The 20466-nt window shown below is 64.1% G+C and carries 18 protein-coding genes and 2 pseudogenes; 7 read left to right on the forward strand and 13 right to left on the reverse strand.

Annotation, left to right across the window (positions count from 1 at the left end; translation table 11 throughout):
• Positions 1-107: 107 nt before the first annotated feature.
• Together ACVWY3_RS16495 and ACVWY3_RS16500 are read right to left on the reverse strand one after the other, a co-directional pair.
• Positions 108-1340 (reverse strand): HlyD family secretion protein, encoded by a 1233-nt coding sequence (locus ACVWY3_RS16495; protein ID WP_456839391.1) that lies wholly within the window; start codon positions 1338-1340, stop codon positions 108-110.
• A pseudogene (locus ACVWY3_RS16500) lies at positions 1333-1750 on the reverse strand (hypothetical protein). The gene ACVWY3_RS16495 and the pseudogene ACVWY3_RS16500 overlap by 8 nt, the downstream one beginning before the upstream one ends.
• Before the next feature lie 166 nt (positions 1751-1916).
• Between ACVWY3_RS16500 and ACVWY3_RS16505 the strand changes: the two are divergent.
• Both ACVWY3_RS16505 and ppk2 read left to right on the forward strand, forming a co-directional pair.
• A complete protein-coding gene (locus tag ACVWY3_RS16505) occupies positions 1917-2372 on the forward strand; it encodes a hypothetical protein (protein WP_456839392.1) in 456 nt (151 codons plus the stop codon).
• Between the two features lie 25 nt (positions 2373-2397).
• A complete protein-coding gene (ppk2, locus tag ACVWY3_RS16510) occupies positions 2398-3198 on the forward strand; it encodes a polyphosphate kinase 2 (RefSeq protein WP_456839393.1) in 801 nt (266 codons plus the stop codon).
• A 70-nt stretch (positions 3199-3268) separates the two neighbouring features.
• Here the strand turns inward: ppk2 and ACVWY3_RS16515 are convergent, their stop codons facing one another.
• From ACVWY3_RS16515 to ACVWY3_RS16525, 3 genes are all read right to left on the reverse strand, one after another.
• Positions 3269-3703, reverse strand: a complete 435-nt coding sequence (locus ACVWY3_RS16515) for a hypothetical protein (protein ID WP_456839394.1) — start codon at positions 3701-3703, stop codon at positions 3269-3271.
• Between the two features lie 288 nt (positions 3704-3991).
• Entirely contained in the window at positions 3992-5695 is a 1704-nt protein-coding gene (locus ACVWY3_RS16520; protein ID WP_456839395.1) for a SulP family inorganic anion transporter, read from the reverse strand.
• Positions 5692-5856, reverse strand: a complete 165-nt coding sequence (locus ACVWY3_RS16525) for a hypothetical protein (RefSeq protein ID WP_456839396.1) — start codon at positions 5854-5856, stop codon at positions 5692-5694. Before ACVWY3_RS16525 ends, ACVWY3_RS16520 begins: the two co-directional genes overlap by 4 nt.
• Positions 5857-6093: 237 nt before the next feature.
• Between ACVWY3_RS16525 and ACVWY3_RS16530 the strand changes: the two genes are divergently transcribed.
• Positions 6094-6978, forward strand: a complete 885-nt coding sequence (locus ACVWY3_RS16530) for an alpha/beta hydrolase family protein (protein ID WP_456843384.1) — start codon at positions 6094-6096, stop codon at positions 6976-6978.
• Between the two features lie 23 nt (positions 6979-7001).
• Positions 7002-7583, forward strand: a complete 582-nt coding sequence (locus ACVWY3_RS16535; protein ID WP_456839397.1) for an invasion associated locus B family protein — start codon at positions 7002-7004, stop codon at positions 7581-7583.
• A 6-nt stretch (positions 7584-7589) separates the two neighbouring features.
• Here the strand turns inward: ACVWY3_RS16535 and ACVWY3_RS16540 are convergent, their stop codons facing one another.
• Positions 7590-7958 (reverse strand): response regulator transcription factor, encoded by a 369-nt coding sequence (locus tag ACVWY3_RS16540; protein WP_456839398.1) that lies wholly within the window; start codon positions 7956-7958, stop codon positions 7590-7592.
• 190 nt (positions 7959-8148) lie between these two features.
• On the reverse strand, positions 8149-8772 hold the full coding sequence (locus ACVWY3_RS16545; protein WP_456839399.1) for a response regulator transcription factor: 624 nt from the start codon (positions 8770-8772) through the stop codon (positions 8149-8151).
• Positions 8773-9071: 299 nt separating this feature from the next.
• On the opposite strand from ACVWY3_RS16545, the gene ACVWY3_RS16550 reads away from it, so the two are divergent.
• The gene (locus ACVWY3_RS16550) at positions 9072-9755 is read left to right on the forward strand and encodes a helix-turn-helix domain-containing protein (protein ID WP_456839400.1); all 684 of its coding nucleotides are present in this window, start codon (positions 9072-9074) and stop codon (positions 9753-9755) included.
• A 50-nt stretch (positions 9756-9805) separates the two neighbouring features.
• Here the strand turns inward: ACVWY3_RS16550 and ACVWY3_RS16555 are convergent, their stop codons facing one another.
• The 4 genes from ACVWY3_RS16555 to ACVWY3_RS16570 all read right to left on the reverse strand — a co-directional run bounded on the left by ACVWY3_RS16555 (position 9806) and on the right by ACVWY3_RS16570 (position 13874).
• Positions 9806-10261 (reverse strand): potassium channel family protein, encoded by a 456-nt coding sequence (locus tag ACVWY3_RS16555; RefSeq protein ID WP_456839401.1) that lies wholly within the window; start codon positions 10259-10261, stop codon positions 9806-9808.
• Entirely contained in the window at positions 10258-11403 is a 1146-nt protein-coding gene (locus tag ACVWY3_RS16560) for an AI-2E family transporter (protein ID WP_456839402.1), read from the reverse strand. Before ACVWY3_RS16560 ends, ACVWY3_RS16555 begins: the two co-directional genes overlap by 4 nt.
• Before the next feature lie 134 nt (positions 11404-11537).
• Positions 11538-12452, reverse strand: coding sequence for a glycoside hydrolase family 5 protein (locus ACVWY3_RS16565; RefSeq protein WP_456839403.1), 915 nt, complete (start codon positions 12450-12452; stop codon positions 11538-11540).
• Positions 12453-12587: 135 nt separating this feature from the next.
• The gene (locus ACVWY3_RS16570; protein WP_456839404.1) at positions 12588-13874 is read right to left on the reverse strand and encodes an O-antigen ligase family protein; all 1287 of its coding nucleotides are present in this window, start codon (positions 13872-13874) and stop codon (positions 12588-12590) included.
• Positions 13875-14092: 218 nt separating this feature from the next.
• Between ACVWY3_RS16570 and ACVWY3_RS16575 the strand changes: the two genes are divergently transcribed.
• A complete protein-coding gene (locus ACVWY3_RS16575; RefSeq protein ID WP_456839405.1) occupies positions 14093-15229 on the forward strand; it encodes a GNAT family N-acetyltransferase in 1137 nt (378 codons plus the stop codon).
• 29 nt (positions 15230-15258) lie between these two features.
• On the opposite strand, the gene ACVWY3_RS16580 is transcribed toward ACVWY3_RS16575, so the two are convergent.
• Positions 15259-16479 (reverse strand): FAD-dependent oxidoreductase, encoded by a 1221-nt coding sequence (locus tag ACVWY3_RS16580; protein WP_456839406.1) that lies wholly within the window; start codon positions 16477-16479, stop codon positions 15259-15261.
• A 479-nt stretch (positions 16480-16958) separates the two neighbouring features.
• Here ACVWY3_RS16580 and ACVWY3_RS16585 point away from each other — a divergent pair, with 479 nt between their 5' ends.
• The gene (locus ACVWY3_RS16585; RefSeq protein WP_456839407.1) at positions 16959-18305 is read left to right on the forward strand and encodes a lipopolysaccharide biosynthesis protein; all 1347 of its coding nucleotides are present in this window, start codon (positions 16959-16961) and stop codon (positions 18303-18305) included.
• Positions 18306-18313: 8 nt separating this feature from the next.
• On the opposite strand, the pseudogene ACVWY3_RS16590 reads toward ACVWY3_RS16585, so the two are convergent.
• Positions 18314-20405: pseudogene (locus tag ACVWY3_RS16590) on the reverse strand (lipopolysaccharide biosynthesis protein).
• Positions 20406-20466 lie beyond the last annotated feature (61 nt).

A 20466-nucleotide genomic window follows, 5' to 3' on the forward strand; every position in this document is an offset into this window, starting at 1 on the left:
GCGCCAGCTCATGCTCCAATCCCCGCAGCTTCCGAACGGCTGCTTGCCGGGCAAGTCTAGCGGGAATTCCACCGCCTCGACAGGTCGGAAGGCATCATCGCCGCCGCTCAATGCCCGCTCAGCACCAGCGTCTGGATCGGCAGCAGCAAGGCCTGGATGCGCAGCAGCAGCGCATGGACGAGGCCGACGGCGTCGACGACGTGGAGCGCGAACTTCCGGCCACCAGGAGTGTCCTTTGCGGAGATTTCTTCGTGATTGCTGGTGTAGGCATTGACGATGCAGCTCGAGCCGGGCGTGACGCCCTCGAGCCCGCCCTTGTAGAGCGGCTCCAGGAATACGAGGATCGTGCCAGGCTTCACTGCGTTCTGGGCCTCGAGCAACTGCTCGCCGGCGCGGAACTGCCCGGCCGCGATATAGTCCTGCACCGTCGTGATCACCATCGGGATGATCACCCACGGCTTCGAGATGCAGGTTGCCTCCGCCACCATGCCGGCCTTCATCACCTGCGCCTCGATCTGGCCGAAGCCGGCCTGAAGAATCTTGCGGCCCGCCTCCTCGGGGATCAGGACACCGGCCGGACGCATCAGCTGGTTGACGACGTCGCCGGGGCGAATCAAGAATTGCTCGACGCGACCGTCGACGCCGGCCCGGACGATCGTCTTGTCGAGATCGACCTGGGCCTGGTCGAGCGCGGCCTCGGCGCTCGCCTTCTGCGCGGGGAGCGATGTCGACACTTGCAGGCTCGCGGCCTGCCGTGCGGCTGTCGCGGCATCGATGCCGGACTGGCGCTGATCGACCAGCACCTGGAGCTTGTCGATGTCACGCTGCGGAACGATGCCGGGATTGCGGCGCTGGAGCTCACTCTTGACCTCGAGCTCGTCCTTGGCCTGCTGATAATTGGCCCTGGCTTCCCCGAGCTGCGCCTCGGCCTTGACCACATCGGCCTGCGCAGTCTGCATGGCGGCATCGACTTCTGCGACCTTTCGCTTCGCCGTTTCCAGCGCCGCCTGCTGCTTGGAGCTGTCGAGCGTGAACAGCACGTCGCCTTTCCTCACGGCCTGGGTGAAGCCGACCTTGACGTCGGCGACCCGCCCGGAGCCCTCGGGGAGGATCGGCACGGTGCGGAAATAAAGCGTCGCGCTCGATGTCGAGGGATGGAAGTAGAAGATCATCGTGATCAGCGACACCGTCAGCATCAGGCATCCCGTGATGCCCCAGCGCAGCTCGTACCAGACCGAGAAGAAGGTGATCTCCTTGCCGAAACGCTTGCCCTGGGCGTAACGGCGATAGAGGTAATCGGGCAGGATCGTCACCAGGGAGCAGATCATGAGCTCAAGCATGGCTGTGCTCCTTCCGAACGACGTCCAGCTTGTCCGCCGGAGCCGGCGCAGGACCGGCTTCTATCGGCCTCTTCGTCCTGGCCCGGCGCCGCGTCGGCGGTCTTCTCGACGGAATCGGCGATGCTGCGCAGCGGCGTTCCGAAGTCGGGGATATCGATCAGCGCAAGCAACAGGCCTGCAACCCAGAAGATGTGCATGTGCGTGAACAGCGAGATCAGACCGAGCACCGCCACGAATTCGAACTGCAGCTTCTGTGATTTGTGCGCCATTCGCTCCGGCAGGCTGTGCAGCTTCCAATAGAGCGTGCCGACCCAGAAGATGACGCCGATCAGAAATATCCCCATCACCACCGTCAGCGTGTCCGTGCCGCTTCCGGGCGCGAGATAGAACGGCAGATGGTGCGGGGCCATCGGATGAAGCTGGTCGCTCAAACGTCTCTCCCGGTCAGCGCACGTGCACTTGGCAAGCACTGTGTTCAGGCAGCATCGCAATTTGCTTGATTTGAATCAAGGGAATGCCGGCCGCCGGACCTAGCGTCCGCAAAACGCCGATTGCACACTGAAAGGGAGCCGCCCCATGCCCGGCCTCGACGATCTCATTCCAAGCGCCACGCAGATCCGAAAAGAAGCCGCTCTCAAGGAGGCCGAGAAGGCGGAAGAGTATGTCCGCCTCGCCGCGGCCGCCGAGGCCGAAAAGCGTGCCCTGATCGAGCGGCTGAGCAAGCCTTCGGGCAAGACCGAGGAGGAGAAGATCAAGCTCGCCTCGACCATCATCCAGCGTGCGGTGCGAAACGGTCTCTCCGAGGTCCTGGTCTACCGCTTTCCCAATACGCTCTGCACGGACAAGGGGCGCGCCATCAACCAGATGGAAAAGGGCTGGGAGAATACGCTGACCGGCATCCCCAAGGAGATCTTCCAGCTCTGGACCGACTATCTGAAGCCGCGCGGCTATCGCATCGCCTATCAGATCATCGATTTTCCGGGCGGCGTGCCCGGCGACATCGGCGTGACCATTTCATGGGGCGACAACTAGCGAGCGCAGGAGGAAAAGGACGGGCATGGCCAAGGATGATTCTGCCGGGCGAATGAAGCGGAAGGACTATGAGAAGGAGCTGGAAAAGCTCCAGGTCGAGCTGTGTCACCTCCAGGAATGGGTCAAGGCCGAGAAACTGAAGGTGATCATCGTCTTCGAGGGGCGCGATGCCGCCGGCAAGGGCGGCACCATCAAGGCACTGACGGAAAAGGTCAGCCCGCGCGTGTTCCGTGTCTGCGCCCTTCCCGCGCCCTCCGATCGGCAGAAATCGCAGCTGTTCATGCAGCGTTACATCGAGCAATTCCCGGCCGGCGGCGAGATCGTGATCTTCGACCGCAGCTGGTACAACCGCGCCGGCGTTGAATATGTGATGGGCTTCTGCTCGCCGACCGAGCACAAGCGCTTCCTGGAACTGTGTCCGCTGGTCGAAAAATTTGGCGTGGACGCCGGCATCATCCTGATCAAGCTTTGGCTGGAGGTCGGGATGGAGGAGCAGGAACGCCGCTTCACGGCACGTATCGAGGACCCGTTGCGGCAGTGGAAGCTGAGCCCGATGGACACCGAGTCGTTTGGCCGCTGGTACGATTATTCGCGCGCGCGCGACATGATGTTCGAGGCGACCGACACCAAACATGCGCCCTGGCGGCTGATCCGCTCCGACGACAAGCGGCGAGCGCGGCTCAACGCCATCTCGCATATCCTGAGCACGATCCCTTACAAGAAGGTCAAGCGCGAGAAGGTCAAGCTGCCGCCGCGGTCGAACAAGGGACGCTACAACGACCAGGCGAGCCTGCGCGGGCTGAAGTTCGTCGAGGAGCGATACTGAAACGTACGGCTTGAGATGCGAAACGGGCTGCGGTGACGCAGCCCGTTTGCCTTGGCCCCTCCTCCAGGAGCTATTTCAGCTTGATCGTGACGCCGCCGACCGCCGCCGACACCTCCGCGCCGACCCGGGGACCGCTGAGCTGCAGGATCACGCCATTGGCGTTCTGCAACTGCACGGCACCGGCGCCCGCTGCGACGGCGCCGCCGGCGCCGCCCACCGCATAAGAGCCTTCAATCGACGCCGGCCCCCGCAGGTTGAGCGCGCGGCCGACGAATTTCGTGGTCGACGCCCCGACCGTAAAGCCGACGCTCATGCCTGAGACGGTGAAGGGGTATCTCCTCCCCCTCAGAACCAGAACGCCCTCCCCACCGCCGACGCCGACGATAAAGCCGCCCTTGGTGAAGACGACGGCGACTTGTCCGGTCTCCGCACGCGCCGGCGGACTGAAACCGGCAACACCCACCAGCGAGGCAACCAGGATGGCGCCGAAGGTCAAATTTCTCATGACGTTTTCTTTCTCCTATTGAGCCAGGATCATCGCGAAGTAATCGCTCCAGCAGGTTGTCGGGACCACCGGTGGTGGCACTGCTCGCGGTCAGGAACGGGTTCTGTCCGTAGGCCAATGGTCTGCCCGCCGGCCTTGGGCTCTATGGACATGTGTCTCTTCCGATTGCTGTGGGCGAAGGTGACGCGGGATCGTGAGTGCGGCGCCGCTCGCCCCATTGATCCAAGTCAACGCTTGCCTGCATTCTGGCGGGCGATGCCAGGCCGTTCGCATCGCAATAGCACGGCATCAGGCCATGCGTTGCGCAGCGCTCGCCTGATCATCGCCGAGCAAGCTGTCGAGTGAGCGCAGCCATTGGCCGCTGTCGGTCTTCTCCGCGAGCCCTTCGGCGCGCAGGAGATCACGGAGCTGCGCATGCGCGCCCACGATGCAGAAGGTCACGTTGCGTGACACAAGTTCATCATGCAGCTCGTGCAGCATCCGCGCGCCCGCCAGATCGATGTAAGGCGAGGCCGAAAGGTCGCAGGCGACGAGGTGGATGCCCGGCGAGCTCCGGAGCGCGGCCATAACCGTGTCCAGGATCGTCTCTGCATTGATGTAGAGCAGCGACGCCTCGGGCCGGAAGGCGATGATGCCGACCAGCGGTTCGACGCCCTCATGCCGCGCGCTGTCCGAATAACGCCCGCTGCCGGGCAAGCGGCCGAGGAACGCGACGTTCGGATGCGAGGCCCGCGCCAGCAGCAGGAAGATCGAGGCGATCGAGGCCAGCAGGACGCCCTGGAGGATGCCGAGCAGGAGCACGGAAACCAGGGCAATCGCCGCCGCGTAGAAATCGATCCGGCTGACATGCCACATGCGCAGCAGCGCACGGATATCGACCAGCCTGTAGACGGCAGCGAAGACGATGGCCGCAAGCACCGCCTTGGGCAGATTGGTCAACAATCCCGTGAAGAACAGCAGGCAGAGCCCGAGCGCCACCGCGCAGATCACCAGCGCCAGCGGCGTACGCGCGCCGGCATTGTCGTTGACCGCCGATTGCGACAGGCCGCCGGCGACGGGATAGCCGTGACCAAAAGCCGCCGCGAGGTTCGCCGCGCCCAATCCCAAAAACTCCTGGCGGACATCGAGCGGATAGCCGTGCTTGGCCGCGAAGCTGCGGGCCGCCGACACGCCTTCGATATAGGCCAGCAACACGCAGCCCGCCGCGAGCGGAAAGAGATCGTCGAACTCCAGCAGGCCGAATGTCGGGATGCCGAGCGCCGGCAGCCCTTCCGGTATCTTCCCGGTGACGGGCACACCGAGGGCGGGGAAGCCGAGCACCGTTGCCACAATGATCGCGAGCGCAACGATGGTGATGCCGACCGGCTTGCCTGGCAAACGCCGCTCACCGAGGAGCAGCAGCAGGAGCGCGACGGCGCCGATGCCGAGCACGAGCGGGTTGATGCCGCCGAGCTGCCCGGCCAGCTTGACGGCGCGATCGAAGAAATTGTGGCCGCCTCCGGCAACGCCGAGCAGACTCGGCAGCTGGCTCATGATGATGGTGAGCCCGGCCCCCGCCTTGAAGCCGACCAGGATGCTGTCGCTGACGAGGCGGACCAGCACGCTGAGCTTGAACAGCCAGGCGATGAAGCACAGCACCGCCACGGCAAAGGCCGCAAGGCTTGCGATCTGCGCATAGCGCACCGCATCGCCTCCGGCGAGCGCGCCGACGGTCGCGGCGATCATCAGAGAGATCGCCGAGGTCGGACCGATCGCGAGCTGGCGTGACGCCCCGAGCAGGGCATAGCCGATACCGCCGAGCATGTAGCCATAGACGCCGACCTGCGGCGGCAGCCCGGCCAGCGCCGCATAAGCGAGCGAAACCGGAATGGCGTAGGCGGCGAGCGTGATGCCGGCGATGGCGTCGGAAGGCAGCCATTCGCGCCGATAGGTTGCCAGCCATTCGGCCGGTGGAAAGAACCGCGTCCAGGTCGGATCGGAGGGTGCGTTCATCGCTCCTCCTCCACACGTGGCATCGCTTCGCAGCGCAAGAGGACAATCAGCAGCGCGACCACGGGAATGCCGAGCGCGAGGCCGGGAAAGACCTTGGTGGCGAAAGCCCCGGCGGCCGCAAACAGGTTCTCAATGAACCCACGCATGTTGCCGGTGATCATCACCGTGCTGCAAACGGCAGCGAGGTCCAGAGTACTCATGTCGGCAATGGGGGCTGTCGCAGATACTCGATCATCGCATAGGCCTTGCCTCGTCGCCGCCAAGGCTTGATCTGGATCAAGCAATGCCGCCACGCCGCCAATCAAATCGCGGCAAAGTGCCGGCGGAATGCGAGACCATGGATACCGTCAGGTGGATCATCACCACCGCATGGGAGGCGCAGGTTGAAGGAACTCGCGATGCACCGCTTGCCTGCATTGCTCCACGCTTTCGCGTTCACCCTCCTCGTCCTTCTCGTCGCCGCATTGCCCGCGCGCGCCGAGGACGAGATCCGCATCCAGGAAGAGATCTGGGCACTGCCGCTGCCGCTACCGATGTTCGCCTATCTGGTGCGCCCGATCGGCGACGGCCCGTTCCCGCTGGTGATCATGAACCACGGCGTGTCGCTCAACCCGACCGACCGCAGCTTCTTCCCGCTGGTGGAGTTCCGCGACGCCGCCAAATGGTTCGCAAAGCGCGGCTATCTCGTGGTGGCGCCGGTCGGCAGCGGTTATGGCGCGCAGGCGATCGACATCCCCGATCGCGCGCTGTTCGGCCCGTTCTTCTCCAAGGTCGGCAAATGCACCAATCCCAACTTCCATGATGCGGGGCTTGCGGTCGCGCACGTCGACCTCTGGATCATCGACTATCTTGCGGCCGAGAAGCGGATCATCCCGAAGGACGTGATCGTGGTCGGCCAGTCCGCCGGCGGCTGGGCCTCGATCGCGCTGTCGAGCGTGAACCCGCCGCAGGTGAAGGCGATCATCACCTTCGCCGCCGGCCGCGGCGGCCGGGTCGGCGGCAAGCCCAACAACAATTGCGCGCCGGACAAGCTCGTGGAAGCGACCGCGGATTTCGGCCGCACCTCGCGCGTGCCGATGCTGTGGATCTACATCGAGAACGATACGTTCTTCGGGCCCGAGCTGTCGAAGCGCATGCATGCCGCCTTCACCGCCGCCGGCGGCCGCGCCGAATATCATCTGATGCCGCCGTTCGGCAATGAAGGCCATTTCTTCATCGGCTCACCGGATGCGATCCCGCTCTGGTCGCCGCTGGTGACGAACTTCCTCGATGCGCAGAAGTGAACGCCAAGTTCGGAGACGCGACTATGCTTCGCCCTCTTGCTTGTCTCTCCGGCCTCTTGGCGGCGGTCATCGCGACCCCCACGGCCCCGAGCATCGCCGCACCGAAGACCGCGCAGGCCGACAAGCCGGCCGAGGTCGCAACGCGCGGCCAGCGCGAAGCCAGGGACATCAGCTATGGCGATTGGCAAAAGCTCTGCTTCAAGGCCGGCGGCGCGCCGCTGCTGTGCCGGACCTCGATCACGGGCAAATTCCCGACTGGCCAGACCGCGGTGCGCATCGATTTGATCGAACGCCAGGATGCGCCCACCGCCCGGCTGCAATTGTTCGTGCCGGTCGGCATGTACCTGCAACAGGCGCCAAAATTGACGATCGACCAGGGCACGCCGTTCCGCGTGCCCTATACCTGGTGTGCCACCAATCTCTGTATCGCCGCCGACGTGGCGGCGGCCAAGACCGTCAAGGACATGGCATCAGGCAAGGTGCTGACGCTCGAGCTCGTCGATTCGAACCTCCTCGCCCTCACGACCTCGGTGCCGCTGACGCAGTTTGCGTCCGTCCGCAGCGGCGCGCCGGCGAAGACGCTGGAGCAGTATGTCGACGAGTGAGCAGCCTTAAGCCGCAGCCGCGCGCGTCACCGACTCGATGAGGGATTCGGCCGAAAACGGCTTGGTCAGATAGGCGACGCAGCCCGATGCGATCGCCGCGGTGCGGTTCGCCGGACTATCATTGCCGGTGATGTAGATGACGGGTGCGGTCACGCCTCTTTCCGTGAGCCGCCGCCGCAAATCGATGCCCGATTTCCCGTCAAGGTTGATATCGAGCACGATGCAGATCGCCCGTTCCAATCCGCTGTCATCGAGCAAGGCGCCCGCGGACTCGAACAGCGTGGCGACGAAACCGTGCGCGCGGAGCAGCCTGGACATGCTCGTCCGGACGGACGGATCGTCATCGACGATGAACACGGACTGGCGCGTCGGCACGGCGACCTCTCAGGTGGCATCGACGGTGGTGGCCCTGCGGCTGAACGCGATATGATCCGGCCCTTTCCCGGGGGATCGGGCAAAAAGCCGCGGCTACCGCGCCGGCATCGCAACACTGCGCCGACGTCTTTGCAATTGTCCCTTCGGGAAGTCTCACCGGGAGAACTGTGCAGTGCGTGGCGACAAATCGTTAGTCGCCATTCGTATCGAGCATTCCAAGCCGCTCCGCGGTCGAAACGAGCTCCGCAAGCGAATGGACCTGCATCTTCTCCATCACCTGATGGCGATGCGCCTTCACCGTGCGCTCGGTGGTCCCGAGCTCGTGCGCGATCTGCTTGTTGATCCGGCCGCGCACGATGAGATCGAACACCTGCCGCTCGCGCTGCGTCAGCGTCGCCAGGTGGACACGAAATGCCTCCAGCCTGCCGCGATGCGCACGCGCGACACTCTGGCGCGCCAGCGCGCGCTCGATCGCGTCGATCAACTGCTCCGAGGAGATCGGCTTGGTCAGGAAGTCTTCCGCGCCCGCCTTGATCGCCCGCACCGTCGTCGGCGTGTCGGCGAACCCGGTCAGGAAGATGATCGGCAGTGTCGAGCCCGATGCGACCAATTGGGTCTGCAAGTCGGGGCCGCTCAGTCCCGGTATCCGCACGTCGAGCAGGATGCAGCTCGCCTGCTCGTCGTCCGGCCCGGCATCCAGCAACTCCTTCGCCGACGCATAGGTCGCGACCTCATACCCCGCCAGCTTCAGCCGACGCTCGATCGCCGTCCGAAAGGATTCATCGTCGTCGACCACGTGAACGAGGCCTGGCACCTTCCACCCCTTGCATGAAGACTACCGATGGTCTTCTCACTCTACAAATCCGTCTTCATCCATTTGAGGATTGAAATGTCCGCTTCGTGATGAGTCAAATTCGAAGGACGCAATGCTTTCTCATTCTGCGCACCGGACAATCATGTTGTCCCTTGGTACAATGGACCTAGGGACAATGGATTGAAATACCACACTGGCCGAAAATCAACTTCAGCGGGAGTGGGATAGCGCGGCGCATTCCAGCGGCAAGAATAGTTAGCCTCACAGACCAATTCGGCGGTGAGCTGAGGAGTTGGCCTATGTTTGTTCGCATCACCACGGACTCCGCACCGCGCCCCAATTCCCTCCGCGACCTCGGCCTGACGAGCGACTCAAATGCGCTGGTCAATTTAAGCGAATTTTCCTACAGAAAAGGCACCGAAATCTACGGCGAGAAAGAGCCCGCCGACTACGTCTACCAGGTCAAGTCCGGCGCGGTGCGAAGTTACAAGCTGTTGTCGGACGGCCGCAGGCAGATCGGCGCGTTCCATCTCGTCGGCGATATCTTCGGGCTGGAAAACGGCGGCGAGCACCGCTTCACCACCGAAGCGATCGTCGACACCACGGTCCGGCTGGTCCGGCGGCAAAGCCTCGAAATGGTGGCCGAGAGCGACGCCATGGTCGCAAGGAACCTGCTCAGCATGACCACGAACAACCTCCAGCACGCGGAGGATCACATGCTGCTGCTCGGCCGCAAGACGTCGCTGGAGCGGGTGGCCGCGTTCCTGCTGGAAATGGACAAGCGCCTGACCGCATCCGACGTCATGGCGCTGCCGATGTCGCGGCGCGATATCGCCGACTATCTCGGCCTGACGCTGGAGACCGTGTCGCGCGCCTTGTCGCGGCTGCACGAGATCGGCGTTCTCGGCTTCATCGGCAACACCCAGCGCCAGATCGTGCTGCGGAACCGGCACCTGCTCGCGCGCCTCGATCTGCAGTCCTGAACCGCCGGGCAGCCCCTGCGCGAACTTCGCGGATGCGGCGCCTTGCCGCATCAGTCCCGCGATATCACCGTGCCGGACGCTTCGGTCAGACCGAGATGCTCGAGCGTCTTGCGCAGAACCTCGAACAGGATCGCGACGGACCAGCCGAACAGCAGCACGCCGTTCATGGCCGTCAACGGTCCGATCAGCCGCCATTCCTGCACCGGCGTGATGTCGCCATAGCCGAGCGTGGTGTAGTTGACGAAAGCGAAATAGAGCAGATCGCTGCCGGCGGTGGCGGCCCGGACGATGCCGTAGGTCACAGCCCACACCAGGATCTCCAGCGTGTGCGCGAGCTTCAGCACCACGGCGGTCGCGATCATCACGCCCATCAGGTGCAATCTCGGTCGTTTGCTATGGCGCAGGCCCGCGCTGCGGGCGATCGCGACGGCGACCACCGTGACCAGCGCATGAAGTCCGATATTGATCACGCTGACCAGGGTGCCGACGAGGAACTGCAGCATCATGGCGATCGACCAGTCCTCAATTCGCGGCCCGGCTGCGAAGCCGTCTTCGCCGCCTCAACCGTAACCCTGTCGATCTCGACCGGCGCGGCACGATCGACGCGGATCCAGGCCGCCGCGAGCTCCCAGGCGACCGACAGGATGATCGGGCCGATGAAGAGGCCGAGGATCCCGTGGCTCAGCGTTCCCCCGATCACGCCGATCAGGATGACGAGCGTCGGCGTGGTCAGCCCCCGTCCCATCACCAACGGCTTCAGGATGTTGTCGAGCAGGCCGACGACGGCAAGATAGAGCGTCAGAAGCAAGGCCGTGGTCACGTCCTTGTCCATCCAGATCCAGATGACGACGGGCAAGAGCACGAGGAAGGCGCCGATCTGCACGATCGACAGCAGGAGGACGATCACCGCAAGCAGGCCCGCGATCGAGAGGCCTGCCAGCTTGAAGCCGATCCCGGCGAGGAACGCCTGCACGATCGCCACGCCGATCACGCCCTGAGCGACCGCGCGTATGGTCGCGCCTGCGAGCTCCAGAAAATGCTCGCTCTGCTCCGGCACGACGCGGACCAAGAAGCCCCTGATCGCGGCGACGAGTTGCGGCCCGAACGGAAGCAGCAAGCCGGCGACGAAGACCGAGAGCAGGAACTGGAGCATGCCAACGCCGGTATCGCCCGCAAACGACAGCATCATTCCCGCAAGCGGCTTCAGATATGGCGCCACCTCACCCAGCACCGCGCGGATATTGGTATAGGCCAGATTCCAGAACTCGTGGAGCTGCGGACCGACCAGCGGCCAGTCCTTGACCTGCTCGGGCGCGGCGTGAAGCCTGAGCTCACCGCTGCCGATCTGGCCCGCGATGTCCTTGATCGCTTCGACGGCACCGAGACCGAGCCAGGCAGCCGGGCCGATCACGATGCCGAGCGCCACAAGCGTGAGAATGGCAGCCGCCGTCCGCGGCCTGCCGCCGAGACATCTGGCGAGCCAGCTGAACGCCGGATAGAACGCCACCGCCAATACCGCGCTCCAGGTCAGGATCGGCACGAATGGCTTGATGATGATGAAGGTCCACAGAACCAGCAAGGCCAGCAATCCGAGCCGAATCACAAGCTGGATCACGTCCGGAAACAGAAGCTGGCGCGGTTTCTTCAAGATCGAAGCCTGTCTCTCGGGGCGGGCGCACGCGTGCAAGGAGTAGCGCCCTGCCGGCCGTGGCAAGCTTGATCCAGATCAAGGTGGATGTTTGCCGCGCTCATTCGGGCGCCGCCCGCCGCGGCCCCGCTCCCTCAACGCGACGGCGATGGCGACAAGGCGCGCAGGATGTCCGGCTTCCAGGCCTGACGAGCAGTGTCGAACGCCGCGAAGTCGTGGTCGAACTGCCAATAGGCCCAGGCCCAGCCGAGCTTCTCGGCGCTTCGCGCCATGAACGACAGGTATCTCACGCGGCTGTCGGACGGTGCCCGCTCGTACACGCCGAACTCGCCGAGATAGACCGGACGCCTCTCCTTCTCCGCCCAGAGCTTCATCTTGTTGAAATCGGCGGCAGCTTTGGCTTCGTCGTCCGGGCCGCCCCAATCGAGCGGCCCGATCCGCGAAAACGTTCGGGACCACGGCGCGCCCTGATGGGTGAATCGTATCGGCGCGTAGTAGTGGAACGTGACGATGAGGTTCCTGTCGTCGACCGGCAGCGCCAGTTCGTCGACAGGAATCTCGTCCACGTTGAGAACGGCGGCAATCACCTGTCGCTCGGGATTGGTGCGGCGGATGATGCCGAGGCATTCGTTGAGGAGCGTATTCCAGCTCCCCGACGTCATCTGCCCACCGGGCTCGTTCAGGACCTCGAACACGAGTCCGGGATATCTTCCGGCATAGCGTTCGGCGATCTGCCGCCAGAACGCCCTGAGCTTCTCGGCACATCCGGAGACGTCGCTCTGGCAAACATCAGTATCATGCTCGTCGAGGACGGGGATGAGGCCCCTCGCGAAAACCTCTTCGATGACGGCATCGAGCCGCCGCAGGACCATCTCGTCCAGCACGTTCCCGGGGCCCATGAACTTGAAACCGAAGAAGTTGATTCTGACGTGCGAGAAGCCGGCTTTCTTGATCGCCGTCAAATTGTCTAGGCGGAATGGCGCGTTCTGGCCGCCTTCCCAGATTCCATCATAGCCGAGAATGTTGATGCCACCGCCCAGTCGCGGCATGTCGCCCGCAGCGGTCGGCCCGACCGCACAAGTGGGGCAGAGCAGCGAGACAAGGCAAAATGCCGTTGCGGCAAGAGACGAGATTCTCGGCCAGCGAGCCCGGATGGCGGTCATCTTGCTTCCCCTGGTGAGAACCTAAAGACTCGTCTGCGGCACCGGCCGGCACGTGGCGAAGAAGAACGCCAGGAGGAGCACCGAGGTGAACATTGTGGAACGAAGGAACATCGTTTCGGTGAAATTGGACTGAAAGCTGAGCACGACGAAACCGATGATCAGGGCGCAGTGCGACCGGTTGATCGATTGCGTGGAAATCAGATGGAGGATCTTGTTCGAGAACAGCAAGACGCTCGCGGCAAAGAGCGCATATCCCAGAAATCCCGTTTCGATCAGGATTGCGATGTAGCCGCTGTGATAATTGTCCAGAACCCAGCCGTGGTTCTGCTCGAAGTAATCGTAGACCGACGGGACGGTCCAGAAGCCGTTGATGCCGAAGCCGAGCAGCGGTGCATTGTCGAGGTGGCTGATGGCGTACTGCCAGATGAAGGTCCGCTCAGTGAAATCGATGCTCGCATCGCCGATATGGATGGCATCATGACCCGTCACATAAAAATAAAGGATCAGGAGAGCGGCCGTCATGCACATGACGACCGGCACGACCGCATAGATCCTTATGCAGCGAACCGACCACATCGAGGTCAGGAGCAGCGCGCAGGCGGCGAGAGCAACGGCACCGGCGCCGCGCGATTCCGACGCGAGCACGGAGGTTGACGCCAGCAGGAACACGAGGAGGAACGAGATCCAGCCCTGCCCGGTCATCTTCCGATAGCAGGAGAAGAACATCAGGTAGGCGCCGACGAAGCCGAGCGTCTGCTTGGATTCATAGATGCCCTGCCACTGGCCCTCGTGCATCCAGGTGTGGTCGATCCCGATATCGGGCACCGCAATCGCGAAGAAGGCCGATGCGGCGACCGATAGGAAGAGCCCGAGGACTGTGGCCCCCACAATCTCGTCGATGTCGATACGCGTGATCAGGCAGAACGCGCCGAATGTCGTCATCGCCAGCGCCGCACTCTTCATGAACGCCGCGGCACTCAGGTTTGACCAGAGCACGGAGATGGTGGCGAACGAATAGAATGCGAGCAAGGCGATCAAATCCGGATTGAGCTGCAATCGCAGACGCGGGCGCACGAATGCACTTGCGTAGATGAGGACGGCCCACATCAGGATCGCAATCGCCTGTTGCAGATTGCTCAGCTGTTCCGGCAGCAGCGCGGCGTTGAAATTGCCCATCGATGCGACCACGTTGACGGTGATCGAAACGAGGATGGCGGTCCTGGCAAGCGTCTCGACGCTGGCGCTGCGCGTCTTCCAGAACGCGCTCTCGAGTGCCTCGGAATCCACCTCGGTGTGCAGGCTGGCCATGAGACGACTTTCCTAAAGCGCGGTTAACAATCTGCTAGCGCCCGCGATCTCCGCCCCCCGCTCCGGCCGGCGACTTAAGAGCTTGGTAACGATATGAATCCTGCCCGGCGCATTAATGCAAATTACACGCCTCAGGTGTCTCGCCCGTAACGACCTTGCTATAAAGCGCGGGTCCGGCTCGATCGACGTCTCGATTCACCTGGTTTTCCCGGTTGCGCATGAACAGGCCCAGCACCAATTTCGACATCGCCGTCGAGCCGGCGTTCGACTTCCTGTCGCCGGAATACGCCGAGCTGTTCGACGGCTCGGCCGCCACCGCGTTCCAGCATCCGGTCTGGCTGCATAGCCTCTACACCGAGCTTGCATCTCATGCAGGGGCAATCCCTCTGATCGTCGTGGTCCGCCATCGCGCAACTGGCGCACTTGCCATGGTGCTGCCCATGCTGCGGGTCCGGCGTGGACCGATACGCACAGTCGAGTTCGCCGACCTCCGCGTCTCCGACTATCTGGCACCGGTTTGCAGGCCCGAGGCATTTTCCCAGCTGCTCGCGGACGAGAGCGCATGCGCCGAGATCAGGTATCTCATCCGCCCGTTCGATCTGCTTCGGATGACGAAGATTCCCGACGGACGGCTTCCGATCGAAAATCTTCTGGCTGCGCCTCGTCGCGTGTTGATGAAGACCAATGCCTACGCGACCGTTCTTGTCGCGCCGTTCGAACGATGGCGAGCCAGCGCGCTGCATCGCTCCTATCAAAAGGAGCTCGCAAAGAAATATCGCCAGCTCCAGAAGAAGGGCGCCCTGAGCTTCGCATGCTGCAACGACAGCGCCTCCGTGATCGAGGCACTGGACGTGATGCGGAAATTTCGCGGCCCGCGCTTTCAATCACAGGGCGACGGGGACCTGCTGCAGCGCCCCGAATATTACGCCTTCTACTCCGGCGTGGCGCTTCGCGGTCTCGGCTCCTTTGTGCGGCTCTATGTCATGAAGATGGACGGCGAGGTGATCGCGGCCGTGCTCGGACTGCACCACCAGGGCAATTTCCTGGTCATCATGAGCGCGTTCGACATCGCCGGATACAAGAGCCAGTCCCTGGGCGCGCTGATGTTCGAGCAGGTGGCAAGGGATTGCATCGAGCGCGGCGATCAGATGCTCGACTTCACCATCGGCGACGAGCCCTACAAGAAAATGTTCGGCGGGCAGCCCTCGCCGATGTGGGAGGTCACGCAGGCCGGCAGCACCGCGGGCGCCATATCGCTGTTCGCGCTGAAGCAGGCCCCCTGGCTCAAACTGGCCGCCAAGCGAATGTCGGAGTTGAGGCTCTTGCCGACGCGGACCCCGACGCCCACGCGCTGAACGAGGCGAGACGCCGAGGGCCGCAGCACTCAGACGCGCAGCGCGCTTCGGACCTGCGCGAGCCAGCCCGGCCGCATCTGATCCACCCGATGGGTGAGACTGCGCCGCAGGAAGTGCAGCCGCCGCCGCACGTCCCAGCCGATATCGTTGCGGGACGTCAGCGCCTGGCGGAAGTGCGCCATCTTCAGCGATTGCTGGTCCGCCGCGATCTTGTCGCGATCGGAATAGAACTCCGATATCTTCTCCTTGCCCATGCCTGCGGTCATGAGCCAGCGCGGCGCATATTCGGTGCAAAGACGCTCGACGTCGACCAGCAGGCGGGCAACGCCGGTGCCGGCTGCAGGACAGTTGGTCTGGAACGCATCGCCGACGAGCACGACGCCGTCCTGGAGGTGCCCTTCGACGACGGACAGATCCATCACCCAATTCCGGACGCGGTCCGTCACGTGGAAGTCGCCGAGATAGGGCCGCAATCCCGGCAGCAAGCGCAAGAGCGTCGCTTCGGTGTCGCGGCGCAGATCGCGCATGACAGGATCGGCCGGGTCGCGGAACATGAAGAGATTGGCCCGCATGCCGGCGCGCACCGGAAACAGGCTGAGATAATCGACGCCGTCAGCGGTGCGCTCGCCGTAACAGGTCAGGGCGTTGAAATCGAACGGCATGGCATCCCGCCGGGCAATCGTGAAGCCGAACGAGACCGAGTGGCCCGCGGCGAGCAGGCGCCGTTTGATGCCGAGCTTGTAGCCGAGAGCACCCGCCATGCCGGTCGCCAGAACGACGAGACGGGCATTCAGGCGCCGTCCGGAGGCGAGCTCGAGCTGCTGGACGTCATCGCTGCAGCTGAGTGCAGTGACCTCGTCGATGATCAGGCTGGACGGATCGGGGATCTGGCCGCGCGCCATCGCAACGAGATCTGCATAAGGAAGCCCGTAAGCCTGGCCGACGCTGACATCGACCAGCTTGCCCTCCCTGATATTGAGCACGCGGTCGTATGGACACGCGACGCTCTCGAGCCCACGGAGGAAGCCCAGCTTCCGGAACATCTCCAGCTGGTGGCCGCCGATCTTCTCGACACGGAATTCGTCCGGGTAGAGCGCGCGCTTGTCGATGAGGGCGACGCGATGCCCCGCCCGCGCGAGCACCGCCGCAGCGAGGGATCCCGCGAGGCCGCCGCCCACGATCGCGACGTCGACCATCGCCGCAGCCCCGGTTGCCGCGACCGGCTCGGTGACGCTTTGATCCGCCGTCATGGTTCAGGCTCCCACGGTTAACGGTGGTTCCGTCTGCAATTCTCTCGTGCAATTCTCTCGCCTGATGTCGCATCGCGCGACCAAACGCGATCATTTCTGCCGATCGAGGTTAATGAACCGGCGGACTGAGTCAGCTCCATGACATCGCGGCACGCGGTTTGCTCGGGATATCAGGCAAATCCCGGATTCGGCCTGAACGGCGGCCCGTTTTGGCAATCGTTTGCGCGTCCAAACGGCCGATCTCGTCGTCATAGCCGTCGATGCGGCGCTATCCCGCCGTTTCGGCCGGGTCAGGGCTTTGCTTAACGGGACAGTCGGGACGGCCGTGTTTCACGGTGACGCAGCCGGCCGCGTCGCGACATCGTCGCGGCCGGCAATATCCTGAAGGTCTCTCATTAACACTCGCGGTTTTTCGGCATGCTAGGCTATCTCCGGTATCGGACCACGTCTCTTCAGGGGAGAGTTGCCCCTCAACTTCCATGATCGAATCCATCGTCCAGTTCATGCGGCGCGACGTGACGCGTGGTGTTGCCGGGACCATCCTGCTCAAGGTTGGTAGCGGCGCGCTGGCGTTTGCATTGTTCTCGCTGGCGGCGCGAACGATGTCGCCGGACGGGTTCGGCATCTTCGCGACCTGGCTGTCGGTGGCCCAGATGGCGTCGGTGGTGGGACTGGTCGGCCAGGAATCGCTGCTGGTGCGATTCCTCAACGAATATCGGGTGGCAAATCAGCCCGACCTCACCAAGGGCGTGCTGCTATCGAGCCTGAAGATCTCCTCCGCCGCGATGCTGTTCGCGATCGGCACAATCGCGGTCGTGGCGAGCCTGCGCGGCGACGAGTGGCTGCTGATCCTCGCGGTGGCAGCCTACACCGCCGCGAATGCGGGGCTGATGCTCGGCAGCCAGATCGCACGCTCGCTGGTCAGCATCCTCATGGGCGAAGGAAACAGGGAGTTCTTCTGGAGGGCCAGCGTCGTGCTGTTTCTGATCGCCGTCCTCACCGGGCATCGCCAGCTCGATCCCGCCGAATTGATCGCCGTGATGACGGTCGCGATGTCGATCGGCCTCGGCGCGCAGATCGTCGCGATCAGGCGCTCGCTGCCGGACTTCCGCGGCACCGCGGCGCGTTCCGAGACGTCGCGCTGGAGATCGAGCGCGCTTCATTTCTGGGTCGCGTCCATCCTCGAAGCCGCCAACCAGTATTTCGACGTGATCCTGGTCTACTGGATGCTGGATCCGGCGACCGCCGGCATCTACTTTGCCGCCTCGCGGCTCGCCAACATCTTCGCCATGCTCTCGGCCGCCCTGTATAGCTTCGGCGCGCGCCGGCTTCCCTCGCTGTATTTCAGCAAGAACCACCAGGAGTTCGAGCGAACCTTGCAACTTATGTCGGAAGTGACCGCGCTTTGCGTGATCAGCGGACTTCTACTGATCTGGTTTGGCGGCCCTTATCTCCTCAACCTGTTCGGGCCTCATTTCGCCGCACAGCACTGGGTCCTGATCGTGCTTGCGATCGGAACGGCGTTCCAGGCGGCGGGCGGTCCATCGGCGGCGATCTTGCAGCTGACCGGTTATGAGCGTGAGTATGTGCCCGTCGTCGCCGCGAACGTGGCGCTGCGGCTGGTCGGATTCCTCGTGCTCATTCCCTGGTTCGGCGTGCTTGGCGCAGCGATCTCGGCGACCGTGTCGCTGGCGCTTGCGACCATCGCCCTCAACATCCTGTGCCGCCGGCGGACCGGGGTCGATCCTTCAATTCTCGGATTGCTGCGCTTCCCTGCATCGAAGCGCGGTACTTACGCAGTCCGCGGAATAGACTCCGCCGAATAGGCGCGGGTTCAGCCGGCCAGCCCCAGCACTTCGCCCCGTCGCTGCGCCGACGGATCGGCGGGCACGTGATTCACGACGATCCCGGTGGGCACGCCGCCGAACCGGGGAGAGCGCGGCCGTTGCCCGGCGCATCGCCGCTGAATCGACGGCGTCTTCGCGCGCGACCAGAATGACGAGGTCGGCGTGCGCCGCCAGCGCCGCCGCTTCCGGCTGCAACGCCAGCGACGTCGCGTGAACGACGATCAGATCGAACTCGGAGCGAATATCGTCCGCGGGCGTCGCGTCGCGCCGCTTGCCGGCGCCGAGAAGCTCATCGACGCTGCGGACATCCGCCGTGGTGGTCATGCCGTCCGCCGGCGCTTTGGCGTTGGCAGGACGGGCACCGCCGAGGTCCGGCTCGACCCGGATCAGGACGCTCAGCTTGCCGCGGTTCACCGCCCACCGGTTCAGCGACCGCGCGACGGTGTTACCGCCGGCGCGCTTGCCGACCGACAGCACGAGCGCGACCTTGCCCCGCGGTCCCGATGACTTCTCCAGCCGCTCGAGCAGCGGCCGGAGATAGGGACCGAGATCGAGCTCGGCGGTTGCGGACAGCGGACCTTGCCAGATGTTTCTGGGCCCCTCGCCCGGCATCAGCTCGGGAACGCGGGCCCACACCGGCGGTCGCGACCAAGCTCCGGGCTGGCGCTCAGCGACTTCGGCGTCGCGCTCGCGAACGTCCGGAACGGGTTTCTCCGATCCGCGTCCCGTTGCGACAACGACCGCCGTCGATGTCAGCAGCGAGCCGATCGCGAGCGCTGCGAGCAGCAAGGGTAGCGGCGGAAGCGTCGAGCGCAGCGGCGGAACGGCGGATGAGGCGATCTTGGTCTGCGAGCTCTGCAACAGGCGCTGCTCGTTCGTGGTCTTGGAGCGCGAGAGGAACTGCTCGTAGATGTTCCTGTTGGCCTCGGCATCGCGCTGCAGCTCCTGGAGCTTCACCAGCGCCTGACCGTCGACCAGCAGCTGCGATTCCGCCGCCTTCATCTGGCTTTCCAGGGCCTTCTGCTGATCGCGCTGCGCTTCATATTCCGACTTTGCGGTGTCGATGCCCTTGGCCCGCTCCACCTCGATCTGCCTGTTGAGATCGTTCAGCTGGCTGTACGACATCACGAGGTCGGGATGGCGATCACCGAGCACGGCCCGCTTCTGCGCGATCTGATCGTTGAGCGCCGAGCGCTGGGCACGCAGCGCGCTCAGCAGATCCTGCTTGACGGGGCTCTCGACATTGCCCTTGAGGTCGCGCTGCGCCTGCTCAAAGCGGGCCTTGGCCTCTTCGGTCCGCGCACGCGCAGCGGCGACCTGCTGCGACAGCTCGCTCACGCGCAATTGCTGCGTCGTGGAATCCTTGCCGGCGTTGACGATCCTGTGCTCGAGCTTGAAGGCGGCAACCGCGTCCTCCGACGCCTTCAATCTGTCGCTCAACGTCTTGAGCCGGCTGCTCAGCCAGTCGGCGGCCTCGTCGGTCGCCTCGGTGCGGATGCTTTTCTGGTTCGCGACGAACGCCTCGGCGATGGCATTGGCATAATAGGCTGCGCGGTCCGGCCGGTTCGAAGTGAAGCGGAAGGCGATGACGTAAGTCAGCCCGCGACGTGATATATCGAGCCGGTTGCGGAAGCGCTCGAGCAGGCGCGCGGGGTCGGTGTGTCCCCCGGAAATGTCGTCATCGTCGCGAATCCTGAGCTGCTCGAGCAGCGGCTTGAGAAAGCCGTCGGATTTGGCGACTTCGACCAGGCTTTGCAGCGCGGCGCTGTCCTGCCCGATGCCCGGCAGGACGTCCTGTTCGGTGGTCACGCGCTGCTCGCGGGGATCGACGACGACGAGCGCGGTCGCGGCATATCGCACCGGGATCACGAGCAGAACGACGACGCCGAGCGCGAACATCGCGAGCGCGAGCGTCAGGATGCGGCGACCGTTGTCCCGGATGAAGGACAGCGCGCCGGCGGTCGTGAGGACACCGCGCGCGGCGACCCCGCTTCCCTCACCGTTCGACGAATTGCGGGGCTGCCACGACGCGGCGGTCGATCCGGAACTGGTCGGGTCTACGCGGCGACCGAACGTCATGGAAATTACTCGGATTCAACTGGCAAACACTGGTTCAGTGGCCTGCCCCCAACGTAGTTAT

This window comes from Bradyrhizobium sp. USDA 4486, from assembly GCF_054057995.1.

Coding starts and splice junctions, on each gene's coding strand:
- ACVWY3_RS16505 (WP_456839392.1), top strand. CDS start 1,917: ATGCCCGGCCTCGACGATCTCATTCCAAGCGCCACGCAGATCCGAAAA.
- ACVWY3_RS16555 (WP_456839401.1), bottom strand. CDS start 10,261: ATGATGCTGCAGTTCCTCGTCGGCACCCTGGTCAGCGTGATCAATATC.
- ACVWY3_RS16515 (WP_456839394.1), bottom strand. CDS start 3,703: ATGAGAAATTTGACCTTCGGCGCCATCCTGGTTGCCTCGCTGGTGGGT.
- ACVWY3_RS16525 (WP_456839396.1), bottom strand. CDS start 5,856: ATGATCACCGGCAACATGCGTGGGTTCATTGAGAACCTGTTTGCGGCC.
- ACVWY3_RS16495 (WP_456839391.1), bottom strand. CDS start 1,340: ATGCTTGAGCTCATGATCTGCTCCCTGGTGACGATCCTGCCCGATTAC.
- ACVWY3_RS16585 (WP_456839407.1), top strand. CDS start 16,959: ATGATCGAATCCATCGTCCAGTTCATGCGGCGCGACGTGACGCGTGGT.
- ppk2 (WP_456839393.1), top strand. CDS start 2,398: ATGGCCAAGGATGATTCTGCCGGGCGAATGAAGCGGAAGGACTATGAG.
- ACVWY3_RS16580 (WP_456839406.1), bottom strand. CDS start 16,479: ATGACGGCGGATCAAAGCGTCACCGAGCCGGTCGCGGCAACCGGGGCT.
- ACVWY3_RS16565 (WP_456839403.1), bottom strand. CDS start 12,452: ATGCCGCGACTGGGCGGTGGCATCAACATTCTCGGCTATGATGGAATC.
- ACVWY3_RS16575 (WP_456839405.1), top strand. CDS start 14,093: ATGAACAGGCCCAGCACCAATTTCGACATCGCCGTCGAGCCGGCGTTC.
- ACVWY3_RS16520 (WP_456839395.1), bottom strand. CDS start 5,695: ATGAACGCACCCTCCGATCCGACCTGGACGCGGTTCTTTCCACCGGCC.
- ACVWY3_RS16530 (WP_456843384.1), top strand. CDS start 6,094: ATGCACCGCTTGCCTGCATTGCTCCACGCTTTCGCGTTCACCCTCCTC.
- ACVWY3_RS16550 (WP_456839400.1), top strand. CDS start 9,072: ATGTTTGTTCGCATCACCACGGACTCCGCACCGCGCCCCAATTCCCTC.
- ACVWY3_RS16570 (WP_456839404.1), bottom strand. CDS start 13,874: ATGGCCAGCCTGCACACCGAGGTGGATTCCGAGGCACTCGAGAGCGCG.
- ACVWY3_RS16535 (WP_456839397.1), top strand. CDS start 7,002: ATGCTTCGCCCTCTTGCTTGTCTCTCCGGCCTCTTGGCGGCGGTCATC.